General features: G+C 37.7%; 22 protein-coding genes and 2 tRNA genes. 17 read left to right on the top strand and 7 right to left on the bottom strand.

The genetic code is table 11. From position 1 onward, the window contains the following. Positions 1-4 precede the first annotated feature (4 nt). A complete protein-coding gene (locus DW721_RS07650) occupies positions 5-1,087 on the top strand; it encodes an HD domain-containing phosphohydrolase (RefSeq protein ID WP_055940796.1) in 1,083 nt (360 codons plus the stop codon). Between the two features lie 58 nt (positions 1,088-1,145). After that, positions 1,146-2,429 (top strand): ATP-binding protein, encoded by a 1,284-nt coding sequence (locus tag DW721_RS07655; RefSeq protein WP_118745378.1) that lies wholly within the window; start codon positions 1,146-1,148, stop codon positions 2,427-2,429. A gap of 54 nt (positions 2,430-2,483) precedes the next feature. On the opposite strand, the gene DW721_RS07660 is transcribed toward DW721_RS07655, so the two are convergent. Beyond that, positions 2,484-2,723: a Veg family protein gene (locus tag DW721_RS07660; protein WP_022013914.1), complete on the bottom strand. Its 240-nt coding sequence runs from the start codon at positions 2,721-2,723 to the stop codon at positions 2,484-2,486. A 186-nt stretch (positions 2,724-2,909) separates the two neighbouring features. On the opposite strand from DW721_RS07660, the gene DW721_RS07665 reads away from it, so the two are divergent. Next, complete coding sequence (locus DW721_RS07665) at positions 2,910-3,590, top strand: 3'-5' exonuclease (RefSeq protein ID WP_022013913.1); 681 nt, start codon at positions 2,910-2,912, stop codon at positions 3,588-3,590. A 138-nt stretch (positions 3,591-3,728) separates the two neighbouring features. On the opposite strand, the gene DW721_RS07670 is transcribed toward DW721_RS07665, so the two are convergent. Next, complete coding sequence (locus DW721_RS07670) at positions 3,729-5,867, bottom strand: lectin like domain-containing protein (protein ID WP_118745379.1); 2,139 nt, start codon at positions 5,865-5,867, stop codon at positions 3,729-3,731. Positions 5,868-6,293: 426 nt separating this feature from the next. Here DW721_RS07670 and ytvI point away from each other — a divergent pair, with 426 nt between their 5' ends. Next, on the top strand, positions 6,294-7,421 hold the full coding sequence (ytvI, locus tag DW721_RS07675; RefSeq protein ID WP_118745380.1) for a sporulation integral membrane protein YtvI: 1,128 nt from the start codon (positions 6,294-6,296) through the stop codon (positions 7,419-7,421). Between the two features lie 57 nt (positions 7,422-7,478). Here ytvI and DW721_RS07680 read toward each other — a convergent pair whose 3' ends face one another. Further along, positions 7,479-8,345, bottom strand: a complete 867-nt coding sequence (locus tag DW721_RS07680) for a VanZ family protein (protein ID WP_022013910.1) — start codon at positions 8,343-8,345, stop codon at positions 7,479-7,481. Positions 8,346-8,858: 513 nt separating this feature from the next. Between DW721_RS07680 and DW721_RS07685 the strand changes: the two genes are divergently transcribed. From DW721_RS07685 to ispF, 3 genes are all read left to right on the top strand, one after another. After that, positions 8,859-8,931, top strand: a tRNA-Val gene (locus DW721_RS07685). 33 nt (positions 8,932-8,964) lie between these two features. Further along, a tRNA-Met gene (locus DW721_RS07690) sits at positions 8,965-9,038 on the top strand. Positions 9,039-9,220: 182 nt separating this feature from the next. After that, positions 9,221-9,766 carry a 2-C-methyl-D-erythritol 2,4-cyclodiphosphate synthase gene (gene ispF / locus DW721_RS07695; RefSeq protein WP_118745381.1) on the top strand — a complete coding sequence of 182 codons (546 nt, stop codon included), beginning with the start codon at positions 9,221-9,223 and terminating at the stop codon, positions 9,764-9,766. 120 nt (positions 9,767-9,886) lie between these two features. Here the strand turns inward: ispF and DW721_RS07700 are convergent, their stop codons facing one another. After that, entirely contained in the window at positions 9,887-10,447 is a 561-nt protein-coding gene (locus DW721_RS07700) for a biotin transporter BioY (RefSeq protein ID WP_243035971.1), read from the bottom strand. A 295-nt stretch (positions 10,448-10,742) separates the two neighbouring features. Between DW721_RS07700 and DW721_RS07705 the strand changes: the two genes are divergently transcribed. The 3 genes from DW721_RS07705 (at position 10,743) to DW721_RS07715 (ending at position 14,325) form a co-directional block, all read left to right on the top strand. Continuing rightward, positions 10,743-11,684: a hypothetical protein gene (locus tag DW721_RS07705; RefSeq protein ID WP_118745382.1), complete on the top strand. Its 942-nt coding sequence runs from the start codon at positions 10,743-10,745 to the stop codon at positions 11,682-11,684. Positions 11,685-11,818: 134 nt separating this feature from the next. Beyond that, on the top strand, positions 11,819-12,952 hold the full coding sequence (locus DW721_RS07710) for a thiolase family protein (RefSeq protein WP_118745472.1): 1,134 nt from the start codon (positions 11,819-11,821) through the stop codon (positions 12,950-12,952). After that, positions 12,898-14,325, top strand: coding sequence for an AMP-binding protein (locus tag DW721_RS07715; RefSeq protein ID WP_147353231.1), 1,428 nt, complete (start codon positions 12,898-12,900; stop codon positions 14,323-14,325). Before DW721_RS07710 ends, DW721_RS07715 begins: the two co-directional genes overlap by 55 nt. Before the next feature lie 45 nt (positions 14,326-14,370). Here the strand turns inward: DW721_RS07715 and DW721_RS07720 are convergent, their stop codons facing one another. Further along, positions 14,371-15,390 (bottom strand): Ig-like domain-containing protein, encoded by a 1,020-nt coding sequence (locus DW721_RS07720; RefSeq protein WP_118745383.1) that lies wholly within the window; start codon positions 15,388-15,390, stop codon positions 14,371-14,373. Between the two features lie 339 nt (positions 15,391-15,729). Here DW721_RS07720 and DW721_RS16605 point away from each other — a divergent pair, with 339 nt between their 5' ends. The 3 genes from DW721_RS16605 to DW721_RS07730 all read left to right on the top strand — a co-directional run bounded on the left by DW721_RS16605 (position 15,730) and on the right by DW721_RS07730 (position 18,174). Beyond that, the gene (locus DW721_RS16605; RefSeq protein ID WP_270393378.1) at positions 15,730-15,864 is read left to right on the top strand and encodes a hypothetical protein; all 135 of its coding nucleotides are present in this window, start codon (positions 15,730-15,732) and stop codon (positions 15,862-15,864) included. A gap of 3 nt (positions 15,865-15,867) precedes the next feature. Further along, positions 15,868-17,079 carry an NADP-dependent isocitrate dehydrogenase gene (locus DW721_RS07725; RefSeq protein ID WP_055942925.1) on the top strand — a complete coding sequence of 404 codons (1,212 nt, stop codon included), beginning with the start codon at positions 15,868-15,870 and terminating at the stop codon, positions 17,077-17,079. A gap of 204 nt (positions 17,080-17,283) precedes the next feature. Then, positions 17,284-18,174 carry an MYG1 family protein gene (locus DW721_RS07730; RefSeq protein ID WP_118745384.1) on the top strand — a complete coding sequence of 297 codons (891 nt, stop codon included), beginning with the start codon at positions 17,284-17,286 and terminating at the stop codon, positions 18,172-18,174. 151 nt (positions 18,175-18,325) lie between these two features. On the opposite strand, the gene DW721_RS07735 is transcribed toward DW721_RS07730, so the two are convergent. Continuing rightward, positions 18,326-20,626, bottom strand: a complete 2,301-nt coding sequence (locus DW721_RS07735; RefSeq protein ID WP_118745385.1) for a glycoside hydrolase family 3 C-terminal domain-containing protein — start codon at positions 20,624-20,626, stop codon at positions 18,326-18,328. A gap of 468 nt (positions 20,627-21,094) precedes the next feature. Between DW721_RS07735 and rplM the strand changes: the two genes are divergently transcribed. The 3 genes from rplM (at position 21,095) to DW721_RS07750 (ending at position 22,897) form a co-directional block, all read left to right on the top strand. Further along, entirely contained in the window at positions 21,095-21,535 is a 441-nt protein-coding gene (gene rplM / locus DW721_RS07740; RefSeq protein ID WP_022015334.1) for a 50S ribosomal protein L13, read from the top strand. A gap of 19 nt (positions 21,536-21,554) precedes the next feature. After that, complete coding sequence (gene rpsI / locus DW721_RS07745) at positions 21,555-21,947, top strand: 30S ribosomal protein S9 (RefSeq protein ID WP_118745386.1); 393 nt, start codon at positions 21,555-21,557, stop codon at positions 21,945-21,947. Positions 21,948-22,723: 776 nt separating this feature from the next. Then, a complete protein-coding gene (locus tag DW721_RS07750) occupies positions 22,724-22,897 on the top strand; it encodes a hypothetical protein (protein WP_118745387.1) in 174 nt (57 codons plus the stop codon). 169 nt (positions 22,898-23,066) lie between these two features. Here the strand turns inward: DW721_RS07750 and feoB are convergent, their stop codons facing one another. Next, positions 23,067-25,409: a ferrous iron transport protein B gene (gene feoB / locus DW721_RS07755; protein WP_347560365.1), complete on the bottom strand. Its 2,343-nt coding sequence runs from the start codon at positions 25,407-25,409 to the stop codon at positions 23,067-23,069. 465 nt (positions 25,410-25,874) lie between these two features. Between feoB and DW721_RS07760 the strand changes: the two genes are divergently transcribed. Beyond that, on the top strand, positions 25,875-26,060 hold the full coding sequence (locus DW721_RS07760) for a hypothetical protein (protein ID WP_022015341.1): 186 nt from the start codon (positions 25,875-25,877) through the stop codon (positions 26,058-26,060). Positions 26,061-26,079 lie beyond the last annotated feature (19 nt).

A 26,079-nucleotide genomic window follows, 5' to 3' on the forward strand; every position in this document is an offset into this window, starting at 1 on the left:
TAGCGTGGCATCGAACATACATGTGAATGAACAGCCAAATATACTGATAGTGGATGATATATCTACTAATCTTGTTATTCTTTCCGAAATGATAAAGCAGACCGGATGTATTCCAAGACCGGTCACAAGTGTCAGGCAGGCACAGACAGCCATAGAAAGAAAGACACCACAGCTTATATTGCTGGATATATCCATGCCTGACACGGATGGATTTGAATTTTGTGCCATGCTGAAAGCTGACATAAAAACCAGGGATATACCGATTATATTTATCTCAGCACTTGATTCTGTTGAAGACAAGATAAAAGGGTTTAAACTTGGAGCTGTTGATTATATAGCAAAGCCTTTTGAAAAAGAGGAAGTAACATTAAGGTTAAATACACATCTTAAGATATACAAAATGCAGCAGGAGATGGAGTCGTATAACAAAAAACTTCATCAGGTAGTAAATGAGCAGATAACGAGAGTTAATGAAGAACAGAAAAATGTACTTGCAGCACTTGCAGAAATCTTAAAAATGCGTGCAAACATTTATGAGAGAGGAATTGATAAGGTTTCGGCAAACAGTCGTATGCTTGCCATAAGTCTTCAATTTTCACCTAAGTTTGATAAGGAAATATCGAGTGCTTTCGTTGATAAGATAGAGACTGCTTCTTTGTTACATGATATAGGTATGCTTTCCGTAAACGATGCAGTTGCATATAAAAACACCAATCTTACAGCAGATGAGCTGGAAGGTATAAGGCGGCATACGGTGGTTGGAGCAGATTATTTGCAAAAGATAAATACGGACAAAAATAAAAACGGTTATCTTGAGATGGCAGTCGAAATAGCAAAATATCATCATGAGAACTGGGATGGAACAGGTTATCCGGAGGGACTCTCAGGCACAGATATACCCCTTTCTGCGAGGATAGTAGCGGTTATAGATACATTTATGGCATTGAACAGTGAAAGAAGCTACAGAGACGCATATACGCGGGAGGAGAGTGTTGAGATTATAAAGAGTGAAGCCGGCAGGAGATTTGATCCGGATATAATAGATATATTCAGTAAGATTCAGAAACAGTTATCCTGTGAGCTGTAAGAAAAACAGGAGAGACATAAATACAGTACATAATTTATACAGGCAGGAGGAAAAGGCAATGGACTCTATGATGGGAATATTTTATGAAGAAAGTTCAAGGCTTGTAGAAGAGTTAAAGAGAAATTTTTCAGAATATATTGGTAAAGATATATATGGTCAGGAACTCATACAGGAAATTTTCCGTGCAGTCCATACAATAAAAGCTGACGCCACAATGATGCTGTTTGACGGTATAGCGGCATTAAGTAAAAAATTTGAAAGATTATTGTACTGTTTTAGAAATGGTCCTAAGGTGATTGAGGATACAGAGCGTTTTGACGGTGTGTTTTGCGGATATGTAGATTTTGTTGAACAGGAGCTTGATAAAATTTCTCATGGGGAAGCACTGGAAAATGTACCGGAAGAACTGTCAAAAAATATTTCTGAATATGTAGACAATCTTAAGGAACAGTATGAACTTGATGAATCTCAGATAACAGGTAAAAAGACAGCTGATAAAAAGGAAAAAGCGAAAAGACAGATATATTATATTCCGGGGGTTCAGGCACCGGTGGAGAAATCGGATAAAGAAGAAAAAAGGGTAGTAAAATATGAAAATAAGGACTTAAATGGAGTCATAGTAATAAAAAAGTCGGATTTAAATAAAATTCAGCTAAACATTACGAAAATGGGCAGTGTGATAAAGACGCTTAAGAAAGTTTCTGACAGGGAAAATTATGAACTTGCACTGCCTGAGATAAACAGTCTTGTTGATATAAATAAAGAACTTAGCAATGTGGCTAAAGGTTTTACAAAAGGGGATTTTACTGCTGTGGCGGAAAAAATGGAAATTCTTGTCGATGAGATGTCTGCGGCTTTAAACAAAAATGTCCGTCTTTTAGTTAAAGGTGAGGATATTATGATAGACAAGTATAAACGCGACAAGATTTCAACGGCACTTATTCACATAATAAGGAATTCGGTCGACCACGGAATTGAGGATTTAGAAACAAGAGAGAGGCTTGGCAAAACACCGGTAGGTCTGATAAAATTAAAATTTCAAAATGAAAATGAAAATATCAGGATAACAGTCGAAGATGATGGTGCAGGTATAAACGGCGGAAAAGTTATTGAAGCAGCTCAAAAAGCAGGTGTATTAAAAAAGAAACCGGAAGAGTATAAAAAAGAAGAAATAATGGAGCTTTTATTGGTGAATGGCATAAGCACAACTGATATTCCTAATGATTATTCAGGAAGAGGGGTTGGAATGGATGTTATAAATCATTCAATAAAGGAAATCGGAGGAAAGTTAAATATAACTTCAGAAGAAGGATTTGGAACTAAAATAGAAATAGAAGTATAAAATTAAAAGCTGTCCTGTATGGACAGCCTTTATATCCTATGTGTATCGGACAGATCAGATAAGCTGCATTTGGACATCTTTTGTTAAGACATCTGTATAGCTGAAAGATACTGTCTGTACTGTATCATCTAATTTGTTTTCAACTTCAACAAGGAAGATGCTTGGATAAGTCTCGCTGATAACACCCTCTGTAATATCAATCTTATGTCTTCCGCGGTTGGCACGGATTTTAACTCTGTTTCCGACATTTTTATCAACCGAAGATTTAACTTTTCTTATATCTGCTTGACTCATGTTTCACCTGTTCCTTTCAAAAAAGACTGGTATGACACCAATCTGTACAAAACGCTACAAGTAAAATTATACCATAAAATAAAGTATAAGTCAATTTAGGTGCTGTTCGTAAATATATGATTGACATGAACAATAAGTTAATTTAACATAATTAAAGAATTTTAAAATACCGCATAAGGAGGTGGAATGTTGAAACATATAATGATAGACCTTGAGATGAACAAAATAAAAAAACAGTACAGAGATGATAAGAAACTGGCAAATGAACTTATTGAGATTGGTGCCGTGAAGATGGATGATGATTTTAATGAAGTTGACAGGTATCAGTCTTATGTTATGCCTGATTATGGAAAAATGGATTCTCATATTATCAAATTGACCGGGATAACGGATGAAAAACTTGAGGGTGCACCGAGATTTAAAGATGCCATGCAGGATTTTGAAAAGTGGATAGGTGGTGGTGCAGTGACATTTTATTCATGGAGCATGGCAGATATAAGGCAGTTTCAGACGGAGTCGGCATTCAAGGAATATCAGTCGGAGACACTCCGTAAGATGGAGAAAAACTGGATTGATTTCCAAGAAGAGTATAGCAGGCTGCTCGGAATAGACAAAAGGATTAAGCTTAAGCAGGCAGTATCATCGGCTGATTATGATTTTAAAGGGGCACAGCATACTGCACTTGCTGATGCGGTAAATACGGCTGAGATATTAAAGTTGTCAAAGAATCCGCAGGAATTTGAGCGTGTTATGAAACCGATACTTGACTTGTTCAGAAAAGATCAGGGAGGCTCGACACTGATTGATATGTGTCCGGAATTTTTTGCGGAAGCGTTAAAAAAGGATGAAACAAAAAAGAAGGAATAGATAATCAAATATCTATTCCTTTTTTTATAACTATATATATAGGAATTATTAACTTATATAGCAATTTTTGGAGGGCAAAACGCTGTTTTTTAGTTTTTTATGGAATTAGGAAAATACTGTAATATAGCGGTGCCCTTTTTACCTGACTGTTACGCGTACGCGGGCTTTTTTACCGTTAAATGCTTTTAATGTGATAGTTGTTCTGCCGCGTCTTTTTGCTTTTACTTTTCCTTTTGAATTTACGGTAGCAACAGATTTTCTTGAAGATGAGAATTTAATCTTTTTACTGTAATAACCTTTTGAAAATCTGACTTTGACCGTAAAGGAATGACCGCGGCGCACAGTTTTTCTCTTGTAAGGACGGCTTGAAATACGCTTTGGTGCCTTGTAAACATTAACTGAGTAAGTGGCAATGTTTCCGTCATTTGATATTGCGGTAATGCGTGCACTTCCTTTTGAAAGTCCTTTTATCTTACCGGTAGTATTATTTACGGAAACAACTTTGTTGTTGCTGCTCTTGTAGCTTATACTTGAGCTGTCTGTTTTCGTAGAAAGTTTTGCTTTAAGTGTATAAGTTTCTCCTTTTCCGATTTTTACTGATTTTTTTGAGAAGGAAACTTTAGTGTTTGTAGCTGCAATACCGTTTGAAGTAAATGCTTTTATAGGAATATTGTTTAAAGTTCTGTCATCATATGTGGCACAGTCTATCCATGAATTGTCGTTGTAAAGATAACTCTGTCCAGGTTCGCTGGCATAAGAGTAAAGCACACCGCTGTTTAACTCACTTCTTCCCTCTATAGGGATATAAGCCTGATTTTTTGTTGAAGCATCATATTTATATGTAATCGCAACGGCAAATTTACTTCCCGGAGAAAGAGTGCAGCTTGTTGGAAGTTTTATGGTGTGATAACCACTGTAATCTGCTGTACCTGATATGGTGCAGGCACTTGCTAAAGTACCGGTGTCAGGAGTATTTCCGGTGAGGTTTTTATAAACTTTAATCGTGTATTTCTGATTGTTGCTTATCGTGTAGAATGAAACGGCATTTAATGTCTCTTCAAATGATGAACTGCTTGTAAAGACATTTGCACCGGTAAAGTCATTTCCAGGAATACTGACTGCATCAGACCAGCCGTTTCCGTCATACTGATATATATTTTCATAGTTTGCTGTAGTTTCAACTGCCATTGTGTAAATATCACTTATTGACGGTTCTTCGTATGAGAGCCAGAAATATCCGCCGTCATTGTACTTTGTTCCGTAGCTGTTAGCTATAAGCCACGCACCGTTTGAGGATGGACGACTGCCCTCCTTGAAGTTGTCTTTTGAGTAACTGTCATCCCATCCGATAATGGTTACGCAGTGATTTGCAGCCTGTTTTGCAATATTTCCGGTGTATGTAGTCTGATAATAAGATTTACCGGAATTTGTGTTTGTCTCAAAACCTGATGCATCGTAGTAGAGTGATGCATTTAATGCACCCTGGTTCATTATGGCTTTTTTGATAGTGCTTCTTGTAGTATAGTCTAGACAATCTGCATTCTGGAGATGAACATATGAATCATATCGCAAAGATTCACCGTTTGCTGTCATAGTATTTATCATTTCCTGCTCTTTGTCTGTTGTATCAGCGTTAAAAGGTGCTGCTTCTTCTTTTTCGGCACCTGACCATGCGGCAAGAGTGAATATGGCTGAAAGTGCATTTCCGCCTGCATCGTAAGCGTTTAAAGTCTGTCCCTGACCAAATGGGTTAAATACATCTGATGGAAGGTCTGTACCCTTAATAGAGCATCCGTCACCATACATAGGGCTTTGTGTGTTTGTAATAGGATTGTATGAATACCAGGTAAGATGGCTTTCTGAATAGTCAGCAGTTTCAATGGTGTTAAGTCCGTTTAATATAGAGTTTGATTCCATGGCTTTTACGGCGGCAAAAGCCCAGCAGCTTCCTGTAACACCCTGGTCTTTGATAGAGGTTGTCTGTCCGTATTTTCTAAGATCATATGATGATGGGACAGAAGTTGCCTTTTTTCGAGTTGAAGGAAGGGAAGCGGAAGAACCGTCAAAATCAATTTTTTTGCCGTTTTCATCAACATATGAATAACGGAGAAGTCCGTCGTTGTTTTTTGAGACAACTCTTGACATTACAGACATATTGTCTATGCTTTTTTTGGTTGTTGTTTTCGCATCTGTCTGCACGGGAGCGTTTAAGCCTGCTATTGCAACACCTGCTGCGAGTGCACCGCAGAATGCTTTTTTTAAGTAAATGTTTTTCATAGTGTAAATCCTTTCACATAATTTATGTAATAGGTATTTGCGAAAATAATTATATGTTGTGTTATAGATGCACAATCTAATCTCACATTATGATAGTTTCGCAATTACCTAAATTTGCGTAATAAAATATTTATTTGTGAGTAAAACGCCGGTTTTGCTCTTTTTAAAGCATAGAGAAATGCTCGTAAAGTAGTGTGGAACCAGGAGCAAAACGCCGGTTTTGCTCTTTTTTATTTTACAGTAAAATCAGCTTGGATACAATAACCTTGTACACTGCATATATAAGAATAGCAGAAATACCTTAAACAAAGTATAAATATTTTATGAAACTTTTTTAATATGTAAAAAATATATATGACTTTATGCTACAATATCATTATGTCAGAAAAGTTGCATGAATAATATAGAAAGGAATTGGAATAAAAATTGGAAGAAAATAATAGGGAGTTAAGAAAAAAGATATGTGTTCACCTGGCTGTATGCCTGGCATTTATACTTATTGCAATATTTGCAATACCGCCGCTGTTTCGACTGTGTCTGCCGCTGATAGTGGCATGGTTTATAGCAATGATTGCAAATCCGCTTGTAAGATTTCTTGAAAACAAGATAAAGATAATGAGAAAACATGGAACTGTAATAGTTATAGTGCTTGTTCTTGCACTGATATGTGCGGCTATATATGGTATTATTTCGTTTATTGTTGTGCAGACGAGTCTGCTTATAGATGACCTGCCAAGCATATATGAGTCAGTAGTAAACAATATCCAGCAGGCGATGAGCGTCCTTCACGAAAAGATAAATATAATTCCGGCAGATGTGCAGAGTATGTTGGGAAAGAAAAATGTGCAGCTCAACGAGTATATACTAACTGCGTTAAAATCACTTAAGACAAGTCCGGTATCGACAGTCGGAAATGTTGCAAGTTCGCTTATTGACTTCTTTGTATTATTGATACTTACACTTATGATGACATATTTCTTTGTGGCAGACCACGACAAGATAAAAGAAGAAGTTGCAGCTCATATGCCGGAGTCGATAAAAAAAGGCTGGCAGATGGTAAAGGATATTATCGTAAAGGCTATAGGTGGGTACCTTAAAGCCTGCTTTCAGATAATGATAGTAGTATTTGTGATACTGTTTATAATTTTTTTGCTAATGGGACAAAAATATGCGGCACTTATCGCACTTATCACGGCATTTCTGGATTTTCTTCCTTTTTTGGGAACGGGAATAATTTTTACACCGTGGGCAATTTATGAGATAATAACAGGTGATTATAAAGCAGCGGTAATACTTGTGGCAGCATACTTTATCTCTTTGTTTGTGCATCGAATACTTGAACCTAAGCTTATAGGCGACAGTGTGGGTATGAGTCCGTTTTTGACACTTATATCAATGTTTATTTTTTACAGGCTTATAGGTATGCTTGGACTTATAATTGGTATTCCGATAGCAATGGTATTGCAGGCATTTTATGAGGGTGGAGTATTTGACAATACGATTCGCGGCATAAAGATACTTGTAAAAGATATAAATGAATATAGAAAATTTTAGATGAAAATAAGAGGTCACGGAATATCTTGAGATAATCCGTGACCTCTTGGTTTGAAATTAAAAATGATATTTTTTCTGCTGTGCTCTGCTTATCATAAAATCGCGTGTGGCAATAGTCTGGAAAGCACCGTTCATAATGTGGAATAAGACAACACCGATGAAAATACCTATAAGGGAGAATACGCAGTCATCAATATCTCCACGGCCAAGTCCTGTCATATACTGTGCGGCTTCAAGGGCAGCAGGGAAAAGGATGTATATGATTATCCTAAACACAAAATTTAATTTTCTGAGTGCAACCCTGCAAAGATAACCGAAAGGAATACCCAGGCAGACAAGCTGTAATGCATAAAAGACAAATTCATTTATGCTTTTACCTGCTTTGAATGTGTGTTCAATGTAAGTTCCGGTAGCCATAAAAGGTATAAAGTTGTGTGCACCGAATTTGAGGCTGTGATATGGTGGGACAATAGGTGTTATAAAATATTGTTTTGCAATCACGAAAATATATATCAGTGTAAAGAAAATGCACATACGATTGAAAAATTTATGGTAGCCGTCAAATCTTGGTCCCCTGTCAAACAGGTCACGAAGCGTGCAATAAAGGAAAGGAATAATCCAGTTTGCAAGTACAAGACATGGGAGCCAGAAATCAAAACATATCCATTCATTTGGTTGAATGACATATATAGCTATGGCAAAGACAAGCGTTGAAACAGTCATACTTGCTGCGTGTAAAAAGTTGTAATCATAATTCAGAGATGACTCTAAGAAAAAATGTGCAAGAAGTACTGATGCAACTCCGGCAAATATAACAGACACATAGTGCATAGGTACAAGGTAGTAGAGACACATTGTAGTGATAAGTGAAAGCAGACTCAGTAAAAGTACAAGACTGCTTATGTTTACGGTTCTTTTGTTCATAATAATCCTCATTTCTGCACACATTTTTTGTACTTATCAGGTTTGTGCCGGGTGTGCACGGACACAAATCTTGCGTGATTTTTCACATTATTTTGAAAGAAGATTTTGGATGCTGTTATAGAACAAAGCATATCTTCTATAGACTATTTATAATAATAAGCTGAAATAAAAATAAGTCAATACGAATTGGAAAGAGTTTACAAATTTTGTGGGCGGGTGCATCAATTGTAACAGTTCAGCCCTTCATTTATTACATTCATAAACCTGCCAGCGAGCTGTCAGTCGCTGCTTTGCAGCTTATGTTTACTCATTTCAGAAATGAAAGGCTATTCTACCATAAAAAGGTACTTAAAAATACAATGAACAAGCTCATTGTATTGCCAATTATCTTTTTATGGCTGAACTGTTACCATCAATTAAAAAAAATTTAAAAAAAGTGTTGACATATGTTTCGTTGTCTGGTATAGTAAGGAAGTCGCGTGAGACAAGACAAACACACACGACATCAAAAAAGGGATCTTAGCTCAGCTGGGAGAGCATCTGCCTTACAAGCAGAGGGTCACAGGTTCGAGCCCTGTAGGTCCCATTACAGTGAATTTTCACTGATATAATTTAATATGGCGGGATAGCTCAGTTGGCTAGAGCACACGGTTCATACCCGTGGTGTCGTGGGTTCAAATCCCTCTCCCGCTACTATATAATCCCCTGAAACATATGCTTCAGGGGATTTTCGTATATTTATGGTTCGTTTGTTTTTGTACCGAAAATAGTATGATGTGACTAATCGTAATGATAACAGTGTGAATGGTAAATGTAATGTTATTATAATAATTTTATGTAAGTGCGGATGATATTGCACGGAAATGAGGTTTAATATGAGAGTAGGAATGGGTTATGATGTTCATAAATTAGTCGAGGGGCGTGACCTTATATTAGGCGGTGTGAATATACCATATGAAAAAGGGCTTCTTGGACATTCGGATGCAGATGTGCTTCTCCATGCTATTATGGATGCACTTCTGGGTGCGGCCGCACTCGGAGATATAGGAAAACATTTTCCTGATACGGATGACAGATATAAGGGAATATCAAGCATAAAACTTCTTGGTGAGGTTGGAAAGCTTCTTGATGAGGAGTGTTATATTATAGAAAATATTGATGCGACCGTGATAGCACAGCGTCCGAAACTTCGGGATTATATTGACACTATGCGGGAAAATATAGCAAAAACGCTTAATATCGAAGTTCGCAGGGTAAATGTAAAGGCAACAACCGAGGAGGGACTTGGCTTTACGGGAACAGGTGAGGGTATCTCATCACAGGCTGTATGTTCACTGTCCTCAATGTTTGATTATTCGGTGGACATGACAAAAACAAACCCGGCAGGTTGTGCCGGGTGTAAAGGATGTATGAAAAAATGATCCGCTAAACACCGACAATAAAATTGGAGGTGTTTGCAGGATTGCGAAAATTGCACGGCAATGAAGCAATCCGTGGCATTAGTTGGTGTCAAAATACCTTTTGACATCAACATCATGACATTAATCTATGGCATTGTTTAATATTTTTCTGAATGAAGGAGCAATAAAAGCGGCAACAATGGCTTTCACGGTATCGAGTGCGATAAATGGTACAAAGCCTGCGATAAATGCCGCTTTAAAATTGATTCCTCCGATTATCATTATCCATAAAGTTCCGAAAAGGTCTACAAATACTGCTGAAACAATAGCTGCTATTGTGAAATATATTCTGCTGTATGTGCGTTTACATACGATTGGAAGTACAATTGCGATAATTACGAAAGCGAAAGAATATCCGCCGTACTGACCGAGCAGGTATCCGATTCCACCCTGACCGCCGATAAATACAGGTACACCGACAGCACCGAGTAAAAGCCATACAAGAGATATGAAGAAGGACTGTTCAACGGCAAAGACAAGTCCGATAAGTGTCACTACAAAGTTAAGTGCCGTGATATGGCTTCCGTTTGGAAGAGGGATGCTTATGTATGCCGATACGCAGAGTACGGCGGCAAAAAGTGCCATAAGTACGAGATTCTGGGTTGTAAAAGTTGTTTTGTTCTTAGTTATTGAGTTGTTCATTTGTTTCCTCCTAAATAAGTGTTATTAAGTGTTTGCAAAACTATAATTAAAGATTATAATGGTTTTGCAAACATTTAATTATTTATTTGCAAGTATATAGATGTAAAATTAGATTGTCAACCTAAAAAATATACGGGTTGACATAAATAAGACAAAATTATATACTTTTTTTGGAAGTTTTTAGGATACAATTATGCATATCGATAAAATATATCTAAGGTGTGAATGGTAATAGTTGATATGCTACAGGGATAAAATATACAGAAATTAAATTTTTGCGGTTAAGAGGATTTATATGGAACATGGATTGTTAAGAAGATATTTTGCAGCTTTTTCTAAAATCCCGGGTTTTTCAAACTGGGTCATAGCAAAAGCAAGTCTTGAATTAAAAAAGCCTGAAATAAAAAATATTTGTCTTAGGAAAGAAATAGGACATTCAGAAATGGGAAATAAGTATGCTGAACCGGGATGTTCTGAAATGTCTAATAAGTGTAATCAGACAGAAACAGGACATTCTGAAATGGATAATGGGGATTGTGATAGAAACAGGTATGATGCTGATAAAGTTAAGTGCCGTTTAAGTGACTGTATATATTATAACGATGAGACGGCAGCAGAAATTTTAAGGCAGAAAAAGAATTATGCACTTATGTCGGTTAGTGAGAGTTTTTTGGATGGTTCTAAAATTAGACTTGATATACATCTTATAAAACTAATAAGCAGCAGTGAAAATGCATTTAACTCATCAGCGGATAGGATAAAAGACAGCATTACGGATAGTGATGCAAAAGATAAAGAGCATATAAGTGCCGAATACATGGGAGTGGAAAGTAACGGAAAAATTTGTGATATGCTTTTTGGAAATAAAGAGATAATTGATTTTGTGGAGAGCGTGGATGATAAAAATCCGATACACAGAAATGAGAAAGCAGTAGTACCCGGATTTCTTATTTTGGAAAAATTTCTTGAAGATAAAGATTTGTTTGGAAAAGAAACAGATAAAGATATTTTTGATTTAAAAAAAAGACGAAAAGAAAATAAAACCACTTATGACAATAAAAAAATGGAGTCTGCATTTAAAATTGAGATAAAATATATTCTTCCGGTTTTTGCAGGTGAGAGTATATATCTGTATAAAGATGGAAATATGATTACGGGAATGGTGCAAAGAAGCGGTTGTGGCAGCGATGAGAACAAAGGAATTAAAGTGTTTGAGATAAAATGCAAGGGAGATTAAAAAAAGCAGGCATACAGATAGCGTGTTTAACGGATTTGAGATAATAGGTAAGAGGAAGTTATAAAAATTTTAAATATAGGCTTCTGGGTGCTTCATAAGTGTGGAACACGGCAGAAACAGAGAATGGAGTATTTATGGCATATATAATTGACGGGCTGAGGAGTTATATAGGGATTGAAAACAGTATGTATAGACATATATCTGCAGAGCAGCTTGGTGCAGGTGTGCTTGACAGGCTGGCAGAGAGGACGGGGATAGATAAAGTTGACTGTATCATTGCCGGAAATGCTGTTGGTGCAGGAGGAAATATAGCAAGAGTCATGTCACTTTCGACGGTGTTTGGGGTGGAAACTCCGGCGTTTACGGTTGATATGCAATGTGGTTCATCTTTGGAGAGTATAGCACTTGCGGCGGCAAAGATAGATGCAGGACAGGCAGATATTGTTATTGCCGGAGGATTTGAGAGTAGTTCGACTGCACCGAAAAGAGCATATAATTCTAATCATCCGGACTATGCAGAGTTTGGAGATGAATGGTATAAGGTGGCGAAGTTTATGCCGGGTACACACCGTCAGACTGCGATGTTAGAGGGTGCGGAACTTACGGCGGCAGACGAAAAAATATCACGGGAAGAAATGAATGAATGGATACTTAGAAGCCACAGGCTTGCAAAAGAAGCAAGAGATAAAGGTGTTTTAAAGGACATTGTCGTGAGTGTGGCAGACGGATGTGATAAAGATGAGGGAATCCGTGACAGGATGAGTGAGAAACTGCTGAACAGACTGCCAGCCATACTTGAAAATGGAAATATAATAACGGCAGGAAATGCGTGTCTTACAAATGACGGTGCGGCTTTTGTGATTTTGTGCTCAGAAAAGTATGTCAGGGAAAATAATTGTGAAATCAAGGGAGAATTTATCGATATTGCGGAGACAGGAGGAACACCTGATCGTAGTCCTAAGTCATGCATAGCCGCAATAGAGAAAATTCTTAAAAGAAACAGCTTAAGTCCGCAGGATATTGATGTTTATGAGTGTAATGAAGCATTTGCCGTTATAGATGTATTGTTTGCAAGGACTTTTCCGGAGCAGGTATCAAAATATAATGTTTTCGGTGGTGCACTTGCCTACGGTCATCCCTATGGAGCTTCAGGAGCGATTATAACACTTCATGCATTAAGGGCATTAGAGTTAAAAGGCGGCGGATATGCCGTGTGTGGTATTGCGGCGGCTGGCGGGGTAGGAAGTGCGATATTATTGAAAAAATAGGGGATTGTGGAAACCAGACTTATATAAGTTATGATAGTTTAAAGGACAGGGGAAAGAAAATGAATTATTATAAGATGCTATGTGAAAAAGATGAAAATAAACTTGCTTTTGTAGAGGACGGAATTCCATATACATATGAAGAACTTGAAAAAGCGGCAGATGAATATGCAGAAAAGATAAAAATAAATGCGGATGGAAATTATGGAACCGCAGTTAAAGGAATGTGGCAAAAACTTGGACAGTGCACGGAGTCCGGACGAAAAGTTTATATGATAAAAAGTGAGTCTTTTTTGGAACAGCTTATATTATTTATTGCGTGCAATAAAAATGGAGATATACCGATGATAGTCCAAAAAGATATGACACAACTGCCTGAAATCAATGAGATACCGGATGAGGTCTGTATGGCGGTAATGACATCGGGGACGACAGGCGTGCCAAAGATACTTTACAGAACATATGAGAGCTGGGCTGATTTCTTTCCTATACAAAATGAGATATTCGGGATTGGTGAAAACAGCAGATTGTTTGTGCAGGGAAGTCTTGCTTTTACGGGCAATCTAAATCTTGTGATGGCACAGCTATATGCAGGGGCAGTTACCATTGTGGAAAACAGGTTTAATCCAAAACAGTGGGAAAAGACCATAAAACAGTGGGAAGCAGACACTATCTATCTTATTCCATCAAAATTAATGTGCATACCGGAGTGTTTTAAGGAGAAGAATGTTAATATAAAAATGATATTGTCTGGTTCGCAGAGTCTGGGAAGAAAAGATGCAGAAAGTTTAAAAAAGATATTTCCAGATACGAAAGTCATTTTGTATTATGGTGCAAGCGAGTTGAATTATATATCATATGTAACGGATGAGAATATGACGGAAAAGAGAAATCTTATAGGTAAGCCGTTTCCGAAAGTTGATGTCAGCGTAAAAGAAGGGGAGATATATGTCACAAATGATTTTCATGTGTATGGAGTGAAATGTCCGTTTACGCTTAAAGACAGAGGATATATGGATGATTGCGGCAATCTGTATTTTGACGGGCGTTCAGATGATATAGTGGGGATAAGGGGCAGAAAAGTTTCAAAAGCGAAGATAGAAGCGGCGGTGAGCGAAAAAGAGGAAATAAGCGAGGCTGTTGTGATATTGGAAAAGGACAGAGATATACTCACGCTTTATGTGGCACTTAAAGAGAGCGTAAAAGATAAATATTTAAAAGGTGATAAGAAACGGGATGAGTTAGAGAAAGAAATATATGCTTTTTTGCGAAAAAAACTTGCCCACTTTGAGATGCCGAGAAGAATAATTATTCTCGATGATATGCCGCACAATAAGGACACGGGAAAGATTGATAAAAAACAGTTATTAAAATAAAAATGAAAAAATCGCAGCCTTCCTTAAATGAAAAATTTATCTATGTTACTTTGTTACAGTGACGGCACAAGAAGCAGATGCACCATCTTCAGATGCAGTTATGATGGTTGTGCCTGCTTTTTTGGCTTTAACTACACCTTTTTGATTTATCGTAGCAATACTTGTTTTCTTAGAAGTCCATGTCGGAGCATTGCCTGACGAAACAGAAGCGGTGAGAGTCTTAGTTTCGCCTGGTTTTAGTTTTAGTGATGAATGGTTGAGTTTTATGACAGGAGATTTAACTTCGATACTGCATATTTTTTTAACACCGTCAACAGTGGCACTAATGACCGCACTGCCGTGTTTGTGGGCAGTGACAAGACCGTTCTCATCTACGGAAACTATACTTTGCTTGTTTGATTTCCAGACGGGTGCAAGACCTGATGAGACTTCACACTTTATTGAAGCTGACTGATTTTTATAAAGGGACAGAGAAGAATGTGAAAGTTTAACTGTCGGTGTCTTTACTTTGACTTTACACAAAGCCGTTGAAGTGTCAGCTTTTACGGTGATTATCGCATCACCCGGTTTGCAGCCTGTTATATTGCCCGAATCGTCAACTGCGGCAACGCTTGTTTTGTTACTCTTATAAGTAATCTGTGATTTTGTGGAAGATTTTACATCTAATTTGAAATTTTCACCGTGTTCTATTGAAACAGATTTTTTGGATAAAACAAGCTTTGTTTTGCTTACTGTTATCTTACAACTGACCTCAGTTTTTTTTGATTTGACATTTATTTTGCAAGTTCCGGGAGATTTCGCCGTAATCTCGCCAAGCGAAGTTACGGAAGCAATCTTACTGCTCATGCTCTTATATGTCGGAATACTGCCGTTTGAGGTGAATGCGGCAAGATAAAAAGTGTCCCCTATCTTAAGCGTTCTGTTGTAACTTGTCAAAATGATGACGGGATATTGTGATGCTGCTAAGACACTGTCAGGCATGATGCCGATACAGATTGCAGCAATAAGAAATAAAGTTATAAGTTTATTGTGAAAAAATAATTTTTTTGAATCGGTCGATTTCATAATACCCTCCTTAACGGAAGGCTGCGATAATATTGTTATGCTGCTGTTCACATCAAAACAGGCAGTTATAACACTTGCTGTGCCCTGTATGTGAATATGATTGATAGCAACAGGCAGCACATATCCGTATCGTAAACGGCAGGGGATAAAAAGTCAATAAAATATGAAAAAAACCGTGAAATATGACAAAGAAACTTATGTGGATTTGTGAAAAATGACTAAAAATTGACTGGGTAAAAAGAAAAAAGATTAGACATTTATTGTCGAAGTTGAGACATTGACTAACAGCCGCACTTCACAAAATAAAAAAAATATGATAAAATACTTAAGTGACAGGCTGTGCAGATGCGTATTGCCGTTAAGCAAAGCGGGAACGGTACGACGGGAAAATGGAAACAGTATATCGGAAATGCAGCCGAAATGACTCGTTTCGAGAAGATGCCGAGAGTACATAATAGAATATCGGAGGGTTAAATGATGGACAAAATTAGAATGACAACGCCACTTGTAGAGATGGACGGGGATGAGATGACACGTATTCTTTGGAAGATTATTAAAGATGAACTTTTACTTCCATATATAGATTTAAAGACAGAATATTATGATCTTGGTCTTGAGCACCGCAATGAGACAGACGACCAGGTTACTATTGATTCTGCTGAAGCTACAAAAAAATACGGTGTTGCTGTTAAATGTGCGACTATTACACCAAATGCAGCAAGAATGACAGAATATGATCTTAAAGAGATGTGGAAGTCACCAAACGGTACTATCAGAGCCTCTCTCGATGGAACAGTATTTCGTGCACCTATTCAGGTTAAAGGAATCACTCCTTGTGTAAAGAACTGGGAGAAACCTATCACACTTGCGAGACACGCATATGGTGATGTTTATAAGAATACAGAGATTAAAGTACCGGGAGCGGGAAAAGCAGAGCTTGTATTTACGGGCGAGGACGGAAAAGAAATACGCAAGACTATTCAGGAATTTGACGGACCGGGCATCATCCAGGGAATACATAATACTGACAAATCTATCACAAGTTTTGCAAAGGCTTGTTTCAATTATGCACTTGATACAAAACAGGATTTATGGTTTGCCACAAAAGATACTATTTCAAAGATTTATGATCACAACTTTAAGGACATATTTAATGACCTTTATGAAGCAGAATATAAGGATAAATTTGAAGCAGCAGGCATAGAATATTTCTATACGCTTATCGATGATGCAGTAGCACGTGTTATGAAAGCAAAAGGCGGATTTATCTGGGCTTGTAAGAACTATGATGGCGATGTTATGAGTGATATGGTATCATCAGCCTGCGGTTCACTTGCAATGATGACATCAGTGCTTGTATCACCTTCAGGAGTATATGAGTATGAAGCTGCTCATGGAACAGTTCAGAGACATTATTATAAGCACCTCAAAGGTGAGGAGACATCTACAAACTCTGTTGCAACGATATTTGCATGGACGGGAGCACTCCGCAAGAGAGGTGAGCTTGACAACATTCCTGAGCTTATGACATTTGCAGAAAAGCTTGAAAAAGCAACACTTGGAACAATCGAGTCAGGAAAGATGACAAAAGATCTTGCACTTATCACATCACTTGAGAATGTAACGGTACTTAACAGTCAGGACTTTATCAAGGCAATCAAAGAAAACCTTGACAAAGAACTTGCATAGATATTGTTCACTCGAGAGCGTGGCCGGGTTGTCAGGTCATGCACAATGTAATTAGATTTTAAATGGCACCCTTAAAGTTTTGGAGTTTGGAGGGTGCCTGTTTTAAAATGTATTATCATAATCCTTGATTAAATTGTGCAATTAACACAACATATAATTAGTTTCGCAATTATCTGAGTACATTAAAAAAAGGAGGTTTTTATTATGAGTTTTGTTGTAGATGAAAAAATATTTGAGGGAAAAGTTGAGCTTCCTTCAAAAGCTTTTACGCATGGTGCAAAATTTCATTCAGATGATGTTTTTGCAACAGCATTTCTTGAAATGATAAAACCTGATATTGAGGTGAAAAGGGGATTTGAAGTTCCGAAAGACTTTGACGGTATCATATATGATATTGGCAGAGGCAAATTTGATCATCACCAGAAAGATAAGGAGTACAGAGAAAACGGATGTCCGTATGCGGCTTTCGGTCTTTTGTGGAGAGAGTTCGGAGCGGCGTGTGTCGGCGAAGAAGAAGCGGCAAGGTTTGATGAAAAATTTATACAGCCACTTGATGAGTCTGACAATACGGGATGTGACAATGATATAGCAAAGATAATAGGTGAGTTTAATCCGGGATGGGATACTGAGCAGGATTATGACGGCTGCTTTAAAAAAGCCGTAGAATTTGCAAAAGTGATACTTGTAAATCATTTTAATGCGGTCGCAGGAATATTGAGGGCAACCGAACTTGTAAAGGCTGACATGGAAAAATGTGATGGCGAGGTACTCGTGTTATCTAAATTTGCTCCGTGGAAAAATGCAGTTATTGACAGCGGATATAAATATGTTGTATATCCGTCAAACAGAGGTGGTTACAGTGTGCAGGGAGTTCCGTTAAGTGCGGATGACAATACGCTTGTATGTGATTTTCCTGAGGAATGGTGCGGAAAGGACGCAGATGAATTAAGGCAGATAAGTGGTATAAAAACGCTTAGATTTTGTCATCCGAATGGGTTTCTTGCGGCAGCAGATACACTTGAGGATGCGGTTAAAGCGGCAAGACTTTCACTTGAAATTTCATACGGTGGTATAAATATGCTTACGCAGGGATAAAATTGGGAGGTTAGATTAAAAATTTTAAAGCAGTGTGTGTGCATACATTATTTTTATGGAAATGAATAGATAAGTTTCACATTATAGTTATTTGATTAAAAAATGTCGGAAATTTTTGGTTTCCGACATTTTTTGAGTAATCCGTCACGCTTTATTTTTCAGATTCATTTATTGCCTTAATTGTCTGCTGTATATCTTCATATTTTAATTCATCAGGTGTAAATGAAAGTGTTGAGTGAATAGGGACACCGCCAAAACCGCATTTAAGGTCTTTTAATTCTTCTTCTAATGTCTTTTCAGAGTCCTCTTTATGCCGTGCTTTTACACATTTCATAAGCATATCGTCAAGAGGAGCTTTGTTTTTGGCAAATCGTTCTACATCCTCGCAGGTTGCAGCCTTGTTTACGACAAACGGAATTGTTACTGTAGATAAGACAGATACTTTCTTTGCTTCTTTTATATCTCTTGATGATGCTCCGATAAGTATCTTATAATCACCTGACGGTGCATACCAGTCGTGTATTGTTTCATTATAATATGCCCATGCTCTGAATCCGAGAGTGAATTTGACCGTTTTTGTCTCGCCGGGAGCAAGTTTTACTTTGGCAAAATTCCTTAATTCTTTAACAGGTCTGTTATCTTCATCTATATGATTTTCAATATAAAGCTGCACGATTTCGGCACCCTCGACTTCGCCGATGTTCGTTATATCAACGCTGACTGTTACATTATCGTTATCTTTAAATGAAAAATCATTTTCTGATGCACTCTTACCGTTTATTTTCATATTATCATATCTGAATTTAGTATAGCTTAATCCGTAGCCAAATGGGAAAAGTATATCCATTTTCTTCTTATCATAATATCTGTAACCGATAAAAATTCCTTCGTTGTAATTTACCTTATCTCTGTTGCCCGGGAAGTTTAAGTATGCAGGTGTGTCCTCAATACGGAGAGGGAAAGACTCTGCAAGTTTTCCGGATGGATTGGCAACTCCGAACAAAAGATTGACGGCTGCTGCTCCTGAGGCTTCTCCGGCGAGATACATTTCAAGAACGGCATTTACTTTGTCAAGCCACGGCATAGTAATGGAAGAACCATTGTGCAGCACAACAACAACATTTTTCTGTACCTTGCATATTTCCGCTATAAGCTCGTTCTGGCATTTAGGCATATCAATATGTTTTCTGTCAAAGCCTTCATTTTCAAATGCGTCCGGAAGTCCGGCAAAAATCACGGCAATATCCGCATTTTTTGCAGCATTAACCGCCTCGTTTAAAAGTGCCTCGTCAGTAATGTCATTATCGGTATTATAACCTTTAGCATATGTAACATCAGCAAACTGTTTTGCCGAATTTAATGCACTGTCTATTTTATGGCAGTTTATGTGGCTTGAACCGCCACCCTGAATACGGGGCTTGTCGGCAAATTCGCCGATAAATGCAATCTTCTGGTTTTTGCTGAGTGGGAGTGCACCGTTATTTTTTAAAAGAACGGCACAGTTTTCAGCAGTTTCCTTTGCAATCGCATGATGCCATTCCATATCGTATTTAAAACCGGAATGTTTATCCTTTGAGATAAGTGACTTATCAACAAGTGTGAGTATTCGCCTGACGGCAGTATCTAAAGTTTCCATATCAAGCGAGCCATTATTTACGGCTTTCACGATAAGTTTATCTGTTTCACCGTGGCTTGACGGCATTTCAAGGTCTAGTCCTGCCTTAAGAGCCTTTACTCTGTCATTCATTGCACCCCAGTCAGTCATGACAAGCCCCTTAAACCCCCATTTGTCTCTCAATGTATCAGTGAGGAGCATTTTATTTTCGCATGAATACTCGCCATTTATCTGATTGTAGCTGCACATTATAGTCCACGGCTGAGCCTGTTTTACGACTTTTTCAAAAGCAGTAAGATAAATCTCGTTGAGCGTACGCTCGTCAATCTCGGCACTTATGCTCATTCTGCGCCATTCCTGATTGTTTGCGGCAAAATGTTTAAGACTTGTACCAATGTCATTTTTCTGCACACCATTTACAAAAGCAGCACCCATCTCGCCGGCAAGATAAGGGTCCTCAGAAAAATATTCAAAATTTCGTCCGCATAAAGGTGAGCGTTTCATATTAATGCCCGGTCCGAGCAAAACAGATATATCTTCACTCTGACACTCTTTACCAAGAGCATTTCCAACATTTTCTATAAGCTCCCTGTCAAAAGAGCAGGCGAGGGCAGAAGCGGTTGGAAAGCAGATGGCTTCAATGCTGTCAAGAAGTCCGAAATGTGCTGGACTGTCATCCTCTTTTCTGAGTCCGTGAGGACCATCCGAAACCATAGCCGAAGGAAGGTTGAGTCTGTCAATCCTTTTTGTGTGCCAGGCATCAGCGGCAGAGCAAAGAGAAGCTTTTTCTTCAAGTGTCATCTCTGAAATAAGTTTGTCAATATTGATTTTTTCCATAAAATTAATTCTCCCATCTTCTATAATTCTTTTACAAGTTTTTTTGCTTTTGCACATTTACATTGTAATTTACATAGCAATGCCGCAAGCTGTAGTTTTAGCTGTGATTAAAATATCTTTAAAACCACACATCATTTAATAAGAATTTTATCACAATATGATGAGAGGGTCAAAGTAGTAATGTTATAAGTATTCTATTATTTATCGAAATAGTAGTTTGAGGATATATTCTGCTGTGAGTGAGCGTGATTGTTGATATAAAACTGCTCAAATAGATAAATTGTTGATAGAGATTAAAAAATAGGAATAAAAAGCGAAAAATGCTTGACTTATGCACAAGAATATTGTAAAATAGTGAAATGTGGCGTGTGACATGCTGAACCAAAGCCCCGGTAGAGCATCTACGCGCAGTATAATTAATTTATGTAGTAGATAAGATTCTAAGTGAATAAGTTAGGAGGTACTGGGATGAAGAGTTATATGGCTAGCCCATCCACAATTGAAAGAAAATGGTATGTAGTTGATGCTACAGGACATACATTAGGACGTCTTGCAACAGAAGTTGCAAATGTATTAAGAGGTAAAAATAAGCCTACTTATACACCACATATTGATACAGGTGATTATGTTATCGTTATCAACGCTGACAAGATTAAAGTAACTGGTAAGAAACTTGACCAGAAAATTTACTACAATCACTCAGATTATGTTGGTGGAATGAAAGAAACAACACTCAAGGAAATGCTCGCTAAGAAGCCTGAGTATGTTATAGATCATGCAGTAAAAGGTATGCTTCCAAAGGGACCACTTGGTCGTCAGATGTTTACAAAACTTCATGTATATGCCGGTGCAGAGCACGGACATGAGGCTCAGAAGCCGGAAGTATTAGAAATCAAAGAGAGAGCATAATTGAGAGGAGGAAAATACAGTGGCAAACGCAAAATTTTATGGAACAGGTAGAAGAAAAAGCAGTATTGCTAGAGTATATTTAGTACCGGGTACAGGTAAAATCACAATCAACAAAAGAGACATTGATGAGTACTTTGGTCTTGAAACATTAAAGATTATCGTTCGTCAGCCACTCGAGGCTACAAACACAACAGATAAATATGACGCTATCATCACAGTTCGTGGTGGCGGATTAACAGGACAGGCAGGAGCTATCAGACATGGTATCTCAAGAGCTCTCCTTACAGTAGATGGAGATTTCCGTCCTGCACTTAAGAAAGCTGGTTACTTAACTCGTGACCCACGTATGAAAGAGCGTAAGAAATACGGTCTTAAGAAAGCTCGTAGAGCACCACAGTTCTCAAAGAGATAATTCAAGAGAATATCGGATATATACAAAAATCCCCGAAAACATTGTTTTTTGGGGATTTCTTTATGCCTTGATATTCTGTCAGATGGTATAAAAACACAAAAAAATTTCACGGTAACAAACACGAAAACAGGCGTCTTGTGCAAGACACATTTTTAGACAGTATTCAATAGGTAATGCAATACTATTGTTGTTTGAATGTGGAACAGAAGTGCTGGAAAGAGTGTGATTTTAATTTGTAGAAATTTGTGAATTTATATGATAGAATATGTCTGTTACCGCTCCCAGACAGGTAAGGAAGGGAGGTGTTTGTCATGGATATTATTATTTCCTTTATTGTTGCCGTTGCGGCTGGTGTAGTTTGACACTGCATCAACAAATGGTTAGACGGAGACAAATAGTTGGTAACTAACCTATGGTGTTAAGCCTTCCATACCAAAATAGGAATAGAAAACCCCGAAAGTCTTGCACACTTTCGGGGTTTTCGTTAGCTGTCCGTCATGGACTATTATTTCCTTTTGTCTATTGACATTATAGCATATGCAAAAATGATTTGCAATATGCGCATAATGATTATATGAATCAAAAAGTAACAGTTCAGCCATTCATTTATTACAGTCGTAAACCTGCCAGCAAGCTGTCAGTCGTTGCTATGCAGCTTGAGTTTACTTCATTTCATAAATGAAATATTATATAAAGTCCGCTTTTCAATGCATAGCTACGGAGTTATAATACTTGTATCAATTTACTTCTTATAATTCAGCGAAGGGAGAAAGAAAATGGCAGTAAATTTTAATCAGGACAGTGTATTTAATTTGAAACCGATAAGCAATGATGAGGTTCGCAGTGAGGTTGACGGCTTACTGATAGCTGGGGAGCAGATAGAGTTTGAGTTCAAGGGTGCGGTGGATATTGGAAAGATAGGCAGAATGTTATCGGAGTATGTTTTATAGTTAAAAAAAATAATAAATGATTTGTTATGTTGGCATTGCGTAAAAATTGCAATGTTAAGGAATTACGCAGAAACTCCAATATGCATTTGATATTTAAGTAATAAAAATAGCAGAAACACTTATATTCTAAATGTTTTCTGCTATTTTTATTACTTTATTCGTGATATTTTTACCAGATTACTCCACCAACGAGATTAACAACAACCGCCGCAACCCATGCGATACTGCATTGAAGTAATATGACAAGCAATGCCCATTTTCCGCCAAGTTCACGCTTTATTGAAGCTATTGCCGCAACACAAGGTGTGTACAAGAGACAGAATACTAAGAGTGCCATTGCGTTTACAGGTGATATGATTCCGAGTAAAAATGATGTTTTTGGTATAAGTACCGAAAGTGTTGATACCACGCTTTCTTTAGCCATAAATCCGCAGATAAGTGCTGTGCATATACGCCAGTCGCCAAATCCGGCAGGCGAAAAGACAGGAGCGATAACGCCCGCTATGGATGCTAAAATACTTGATTTTGAGTCTTCTACCACATTGAATCTGAAATCAAAATTTTGTAATATCCATATGACGATTGTAGCAAGAAAGATTATGGTGAAGGCTTTCTGGAGAAAGTCTTTCGCTTTTTCCCATAAAAGCTGAGCCACATTTTTTATGCCCGGCATACGATAGTTAGGAAGCTCCATAACAAATGGAACGGGTTCGCCTTTGAAGAGTGTTCTTCTAAATATCAGTGCGGCAGTTATGGCAAAAATAATGCCAATAAAATAGAGCAGTATCATGACAAGTGCTGCGTTGCCGGGGAAAAACGCAGTTGCAAAAAATGCGTATATAGGCAGTTTTGCCGAGCAGCTCATAAAAGGTGTGAGCAGTATCGTCATTTTTCTGTCGCGTTCTGAGGAAAGAGTTCTGCTTGCCATAACACCGGGAACTGTACAGCCGAAGCCTATGAGCATAGGGACTATGCTTCTGCCGGAAAGTCCTATTTTTCTTAAAAGCTTATCCATGATAAATGCAACACGAGCCATGTAACCGCTGTCCTCCAGCAATGACAAAAACAAAAATAATGTTACTATAATAGGAAGAAAGCTGAGTACACTTCCCACACCGTTAAATATTCCGTCAATTACAAGAGAATGAAGGACACTGTTTACATTGAGTGATGTCAGAGCTTTGTCGACAGCATTTGTGAGAAACTCGATACCAAGTTCAAGCAGGTTTGAAAGTGCAGCACCGATTACATTAAATGTAAGATAGAATACGAGTGCCATGATGATGGCAAAACTTGGGAGTGCCGTGTATTTTCCGGTCAGTACCTTGTCGATTTTTCGGCTTCTCGTATGTTCTTTACTTTCGTGTGGTTTTACAACAGTTCCATCGCAGGTTTTTAATATAAAGTGAAATCTCATGTCGGCTATGGCTTCTGCACGGTCGAGCATTCTGTCTTCTTCCATCTGCTGGATAATCTGTTCAAGTATATTTGATTCTTTTTCATTTAAGTTAAGGGCTTCTTTGATAAGAGAGTCACCTTCGGCAAGTTTTGATGCTGCAAATCGTACAGGGATATAAGCCTTTTTGGCTTTGTCCTCGATGAGGTGCATAATTCCGTGAATACAAGCATGGACGGCACTGCCGTTATCATCAGGAGAGCAGAAATCGGTTCTTATAGGTGTTTCCTGATATTTTGTTACATGGAGTGCATGGTCTATAAGTTCTTCTATGCCTTCGTTTTTTGCAGCAGATATAGGAATTACCGGGACGCCGAGCTGTTTTTCCATCTCATTTATATGTATTGCACCACCATTTTCCCTTACCTCATCCATCATATTAAGGGCAATGACCATTGGAATATTAAGTTCAAGAAGTTGCATTGTCAGATATAGATTTCTTTCTATATTAGAGGCATCGACAATGTTTATGATACCTTTTGGTTTATCTTTCAGTATAAATTCTCTGGTTACTATTTCCTCGCTTGTATAAGGCGACATTGAATAAATACCGGGCAGATCGGTGATAAGGGTGTTTTTGTGGTCTTTTATCACACCGTCTTTTCTGTCTACCGTTACACCGGGAAAGTTCCCTACATGCTGGTTTGAACCGGTAAGTCTGTTAAAAAGTGTTGTTTTGCCACAGTTTTGGTTGCCGACAAGGGCAAAAGTCAATACTTCATCATCAGGCAGAGGATTGTGGTGTTCTTTTTTATGTTCTTCGTTATATTCGCCAAATCCTGGATGAGGAATCGACTTGTGTGGTTTGCTTTTCTTCGGTGTTTTATCGGATACAATCGGTTCAACTTCAATTTTTTTGGCATCGTCAAGTCTAAGTGTCAGATCGTATCCGTGAAGTTGTAATTCAAGCGGATCACCCATAGGTGCAAGTTTTATAAGAGAGAGAGTAGTTCCTTTTATAAGTCCCATATCGAGAAAATGCTGTCTTAAAGCACCATCACCGCCAACGGATATTATTTTGGCACTGTCACCGGCTTTTAAGTCACTAAGATTTATTTTTTTGTTCATTTTATCCTCATTTCCGAGCAATGATTAGTTATTAAGCTAAGATACGAATTAGTATTTGTAATATAAAAGCCATTTGTTTTTGCTCAGGTACAAACAGCCACTTTTTGATATGACTTATCAAAAAACATCTGATTACTGATAAATCTTATCAAAAAGCGGGACTGTTCGCAATAGTTAAATAAAAATCAATCAGATGATAAGCCACAGTTTAGTCATGAAAAGACAATGAATGTATAGTATTAATATCTATACTACATATGTGAATAATTATACACTAGAAAACGAGGGGAGATAAAATAGAGTAATACAGAGTGTTTAAAAAAATTAAAGAAATAAAATAAAATTTTATATTTTAATTGCTTCAGATTTGTGGTATTATATTATGACAAAAGAAAATAGTTATTAGCCACATCATATATGTGAACAGTGACGAAAGTTCGGGAGGTAGGTCTTATGGCTGATGTTAATCAGGAAGTTAAAGAATTAAAAGAGAAGATTGAGTTTTGTTCGTATGTTATGAAATATGGGAGACTGATTGATATGTCTTCTGATCAGACTGTTAAAGCGTTCAAACTTAAATGCGAATTGGAAGATGAACTGAGATTCATCGAATTAAAAAATAAAAATGGAGGCAAATAAAAGAGTGCTGCCAGAAATT

Source organism: Clostridium sp. AM27-31LB, assembly GCF_003480745.1.
GTDB lineage: Bacteria > Bacillota > Clostridia > Lachnospirales > Lachnospiraceae > Butyribacter > Butyribacter intestini.

Bases quoted from the DNA above. Each gene is read 5' to 3' on its own strand.
- DW721_RS07680 (WP_022013910.1), bottom strand. From the start codon at position 8,345: ATGAACAAAAGAACCGTAAACATAAGCAGTCTTGTACTTTTACTGAGT.
- DW721_RS07735 (WP_118745385.1), bottom strand. From the start codon at position 20,626: ATGGAAAAAATCAATATTGACAAACTTATTTCAGAGATGACACTTGAA.
- DW721_RS07710 (WP_118745472.1), top strand. From the start codon at position 11,819: ATGGCATATATAATTGACGGGCTGAGGAGTTATATAGGGATTGAAAAC.
- DW721_RS07665 (WP_022013913.1), top strand. From the start codon at position 2,910: ATGTTGAAACATATAATGATAGACCTTGAGATGAACAAAATAAAAAAA.
- DW721_RS07750 (WP_118745387.1), top strand. From the start codon at position 22,724: ATGGCAGTAAATTTTAATCAGGACAGTGTATTTAATTTGAAACCGATA.
- DW721_RS07655 (WP_118745378.1), top strand. From the start codon at position 1,146: ATGGACTCTATGATGGGAATATTTTATGAAGAAAGTTCAAGGCTTGTA.
- DW721_RS07705 (WP_118745382.1), top strand. From the start codon at position 10,743: ATGGAACATGGATTGTTAAGAAGATATTTTGCAGCTTTTTCTAAAATC.
- ispF (WP_118745381.1), top strand. From the start codon at position 9,221: ATGAGAGTAGGAATGGGTTATGATGTTCATAAATTAGTCGAGGGGCGT.
- DW721_RS07725 (WP_055942925.1), top strand. From the start codon at position 15,868: ATGGACAAAATTAGAATGACAACGCCACTTGTAGAGATGGACGGGGAT.
- DW721_RS07730 (WP_118745384.1), top strand. From the start codon at position 17,284: ATGAGTTTTGTTGTAGATGAAAAAATATTTGAGGGAAAAGTTGAGCTT.
- DW721_RS07700 (WP_243035971.1), bottom strand. From the start codon at position 10,447: ATGAACAACTCAATAACTAAGAACAAAACAACTTTTACAACCCAGAAT.
- DW721_RS07670 (WP_118745379.1), bottom strand. From the start codon at position 5,867: ATGAAAAACATTTACTTAAAAAAAGCATTCTGCGGTGCACTCGCAGCA.
- DW721_RS07660 (WP_022013914.1), bottom strand. From the start codon at position 2,723: ATGAGTCAAGCAGATATAAGAAAAGTTAAATCTTCGGTTGATAAAAAT.
- DW721_RS07760 (WP_022015341.1), top strand. From the start codon at position 25,875: ATGGCTGATGTTAATCAGGAAGTTAAAGAATTAAAAGAGAAGATTGAG.
- DW721_RS07720 (WP_118745383.1), bottom strand. From the start codon at position 15,390: ATGAAATCGACCGATTCAAAAAAATTATTTTTTCACAATAAACTTATA.
- rplM (WP_022015334.1), top strand. From the start codon at position 21,095: ATGAAGAGTTATATGGCTAGCCCATCCACAATTGAAAGAAAATGGTAT.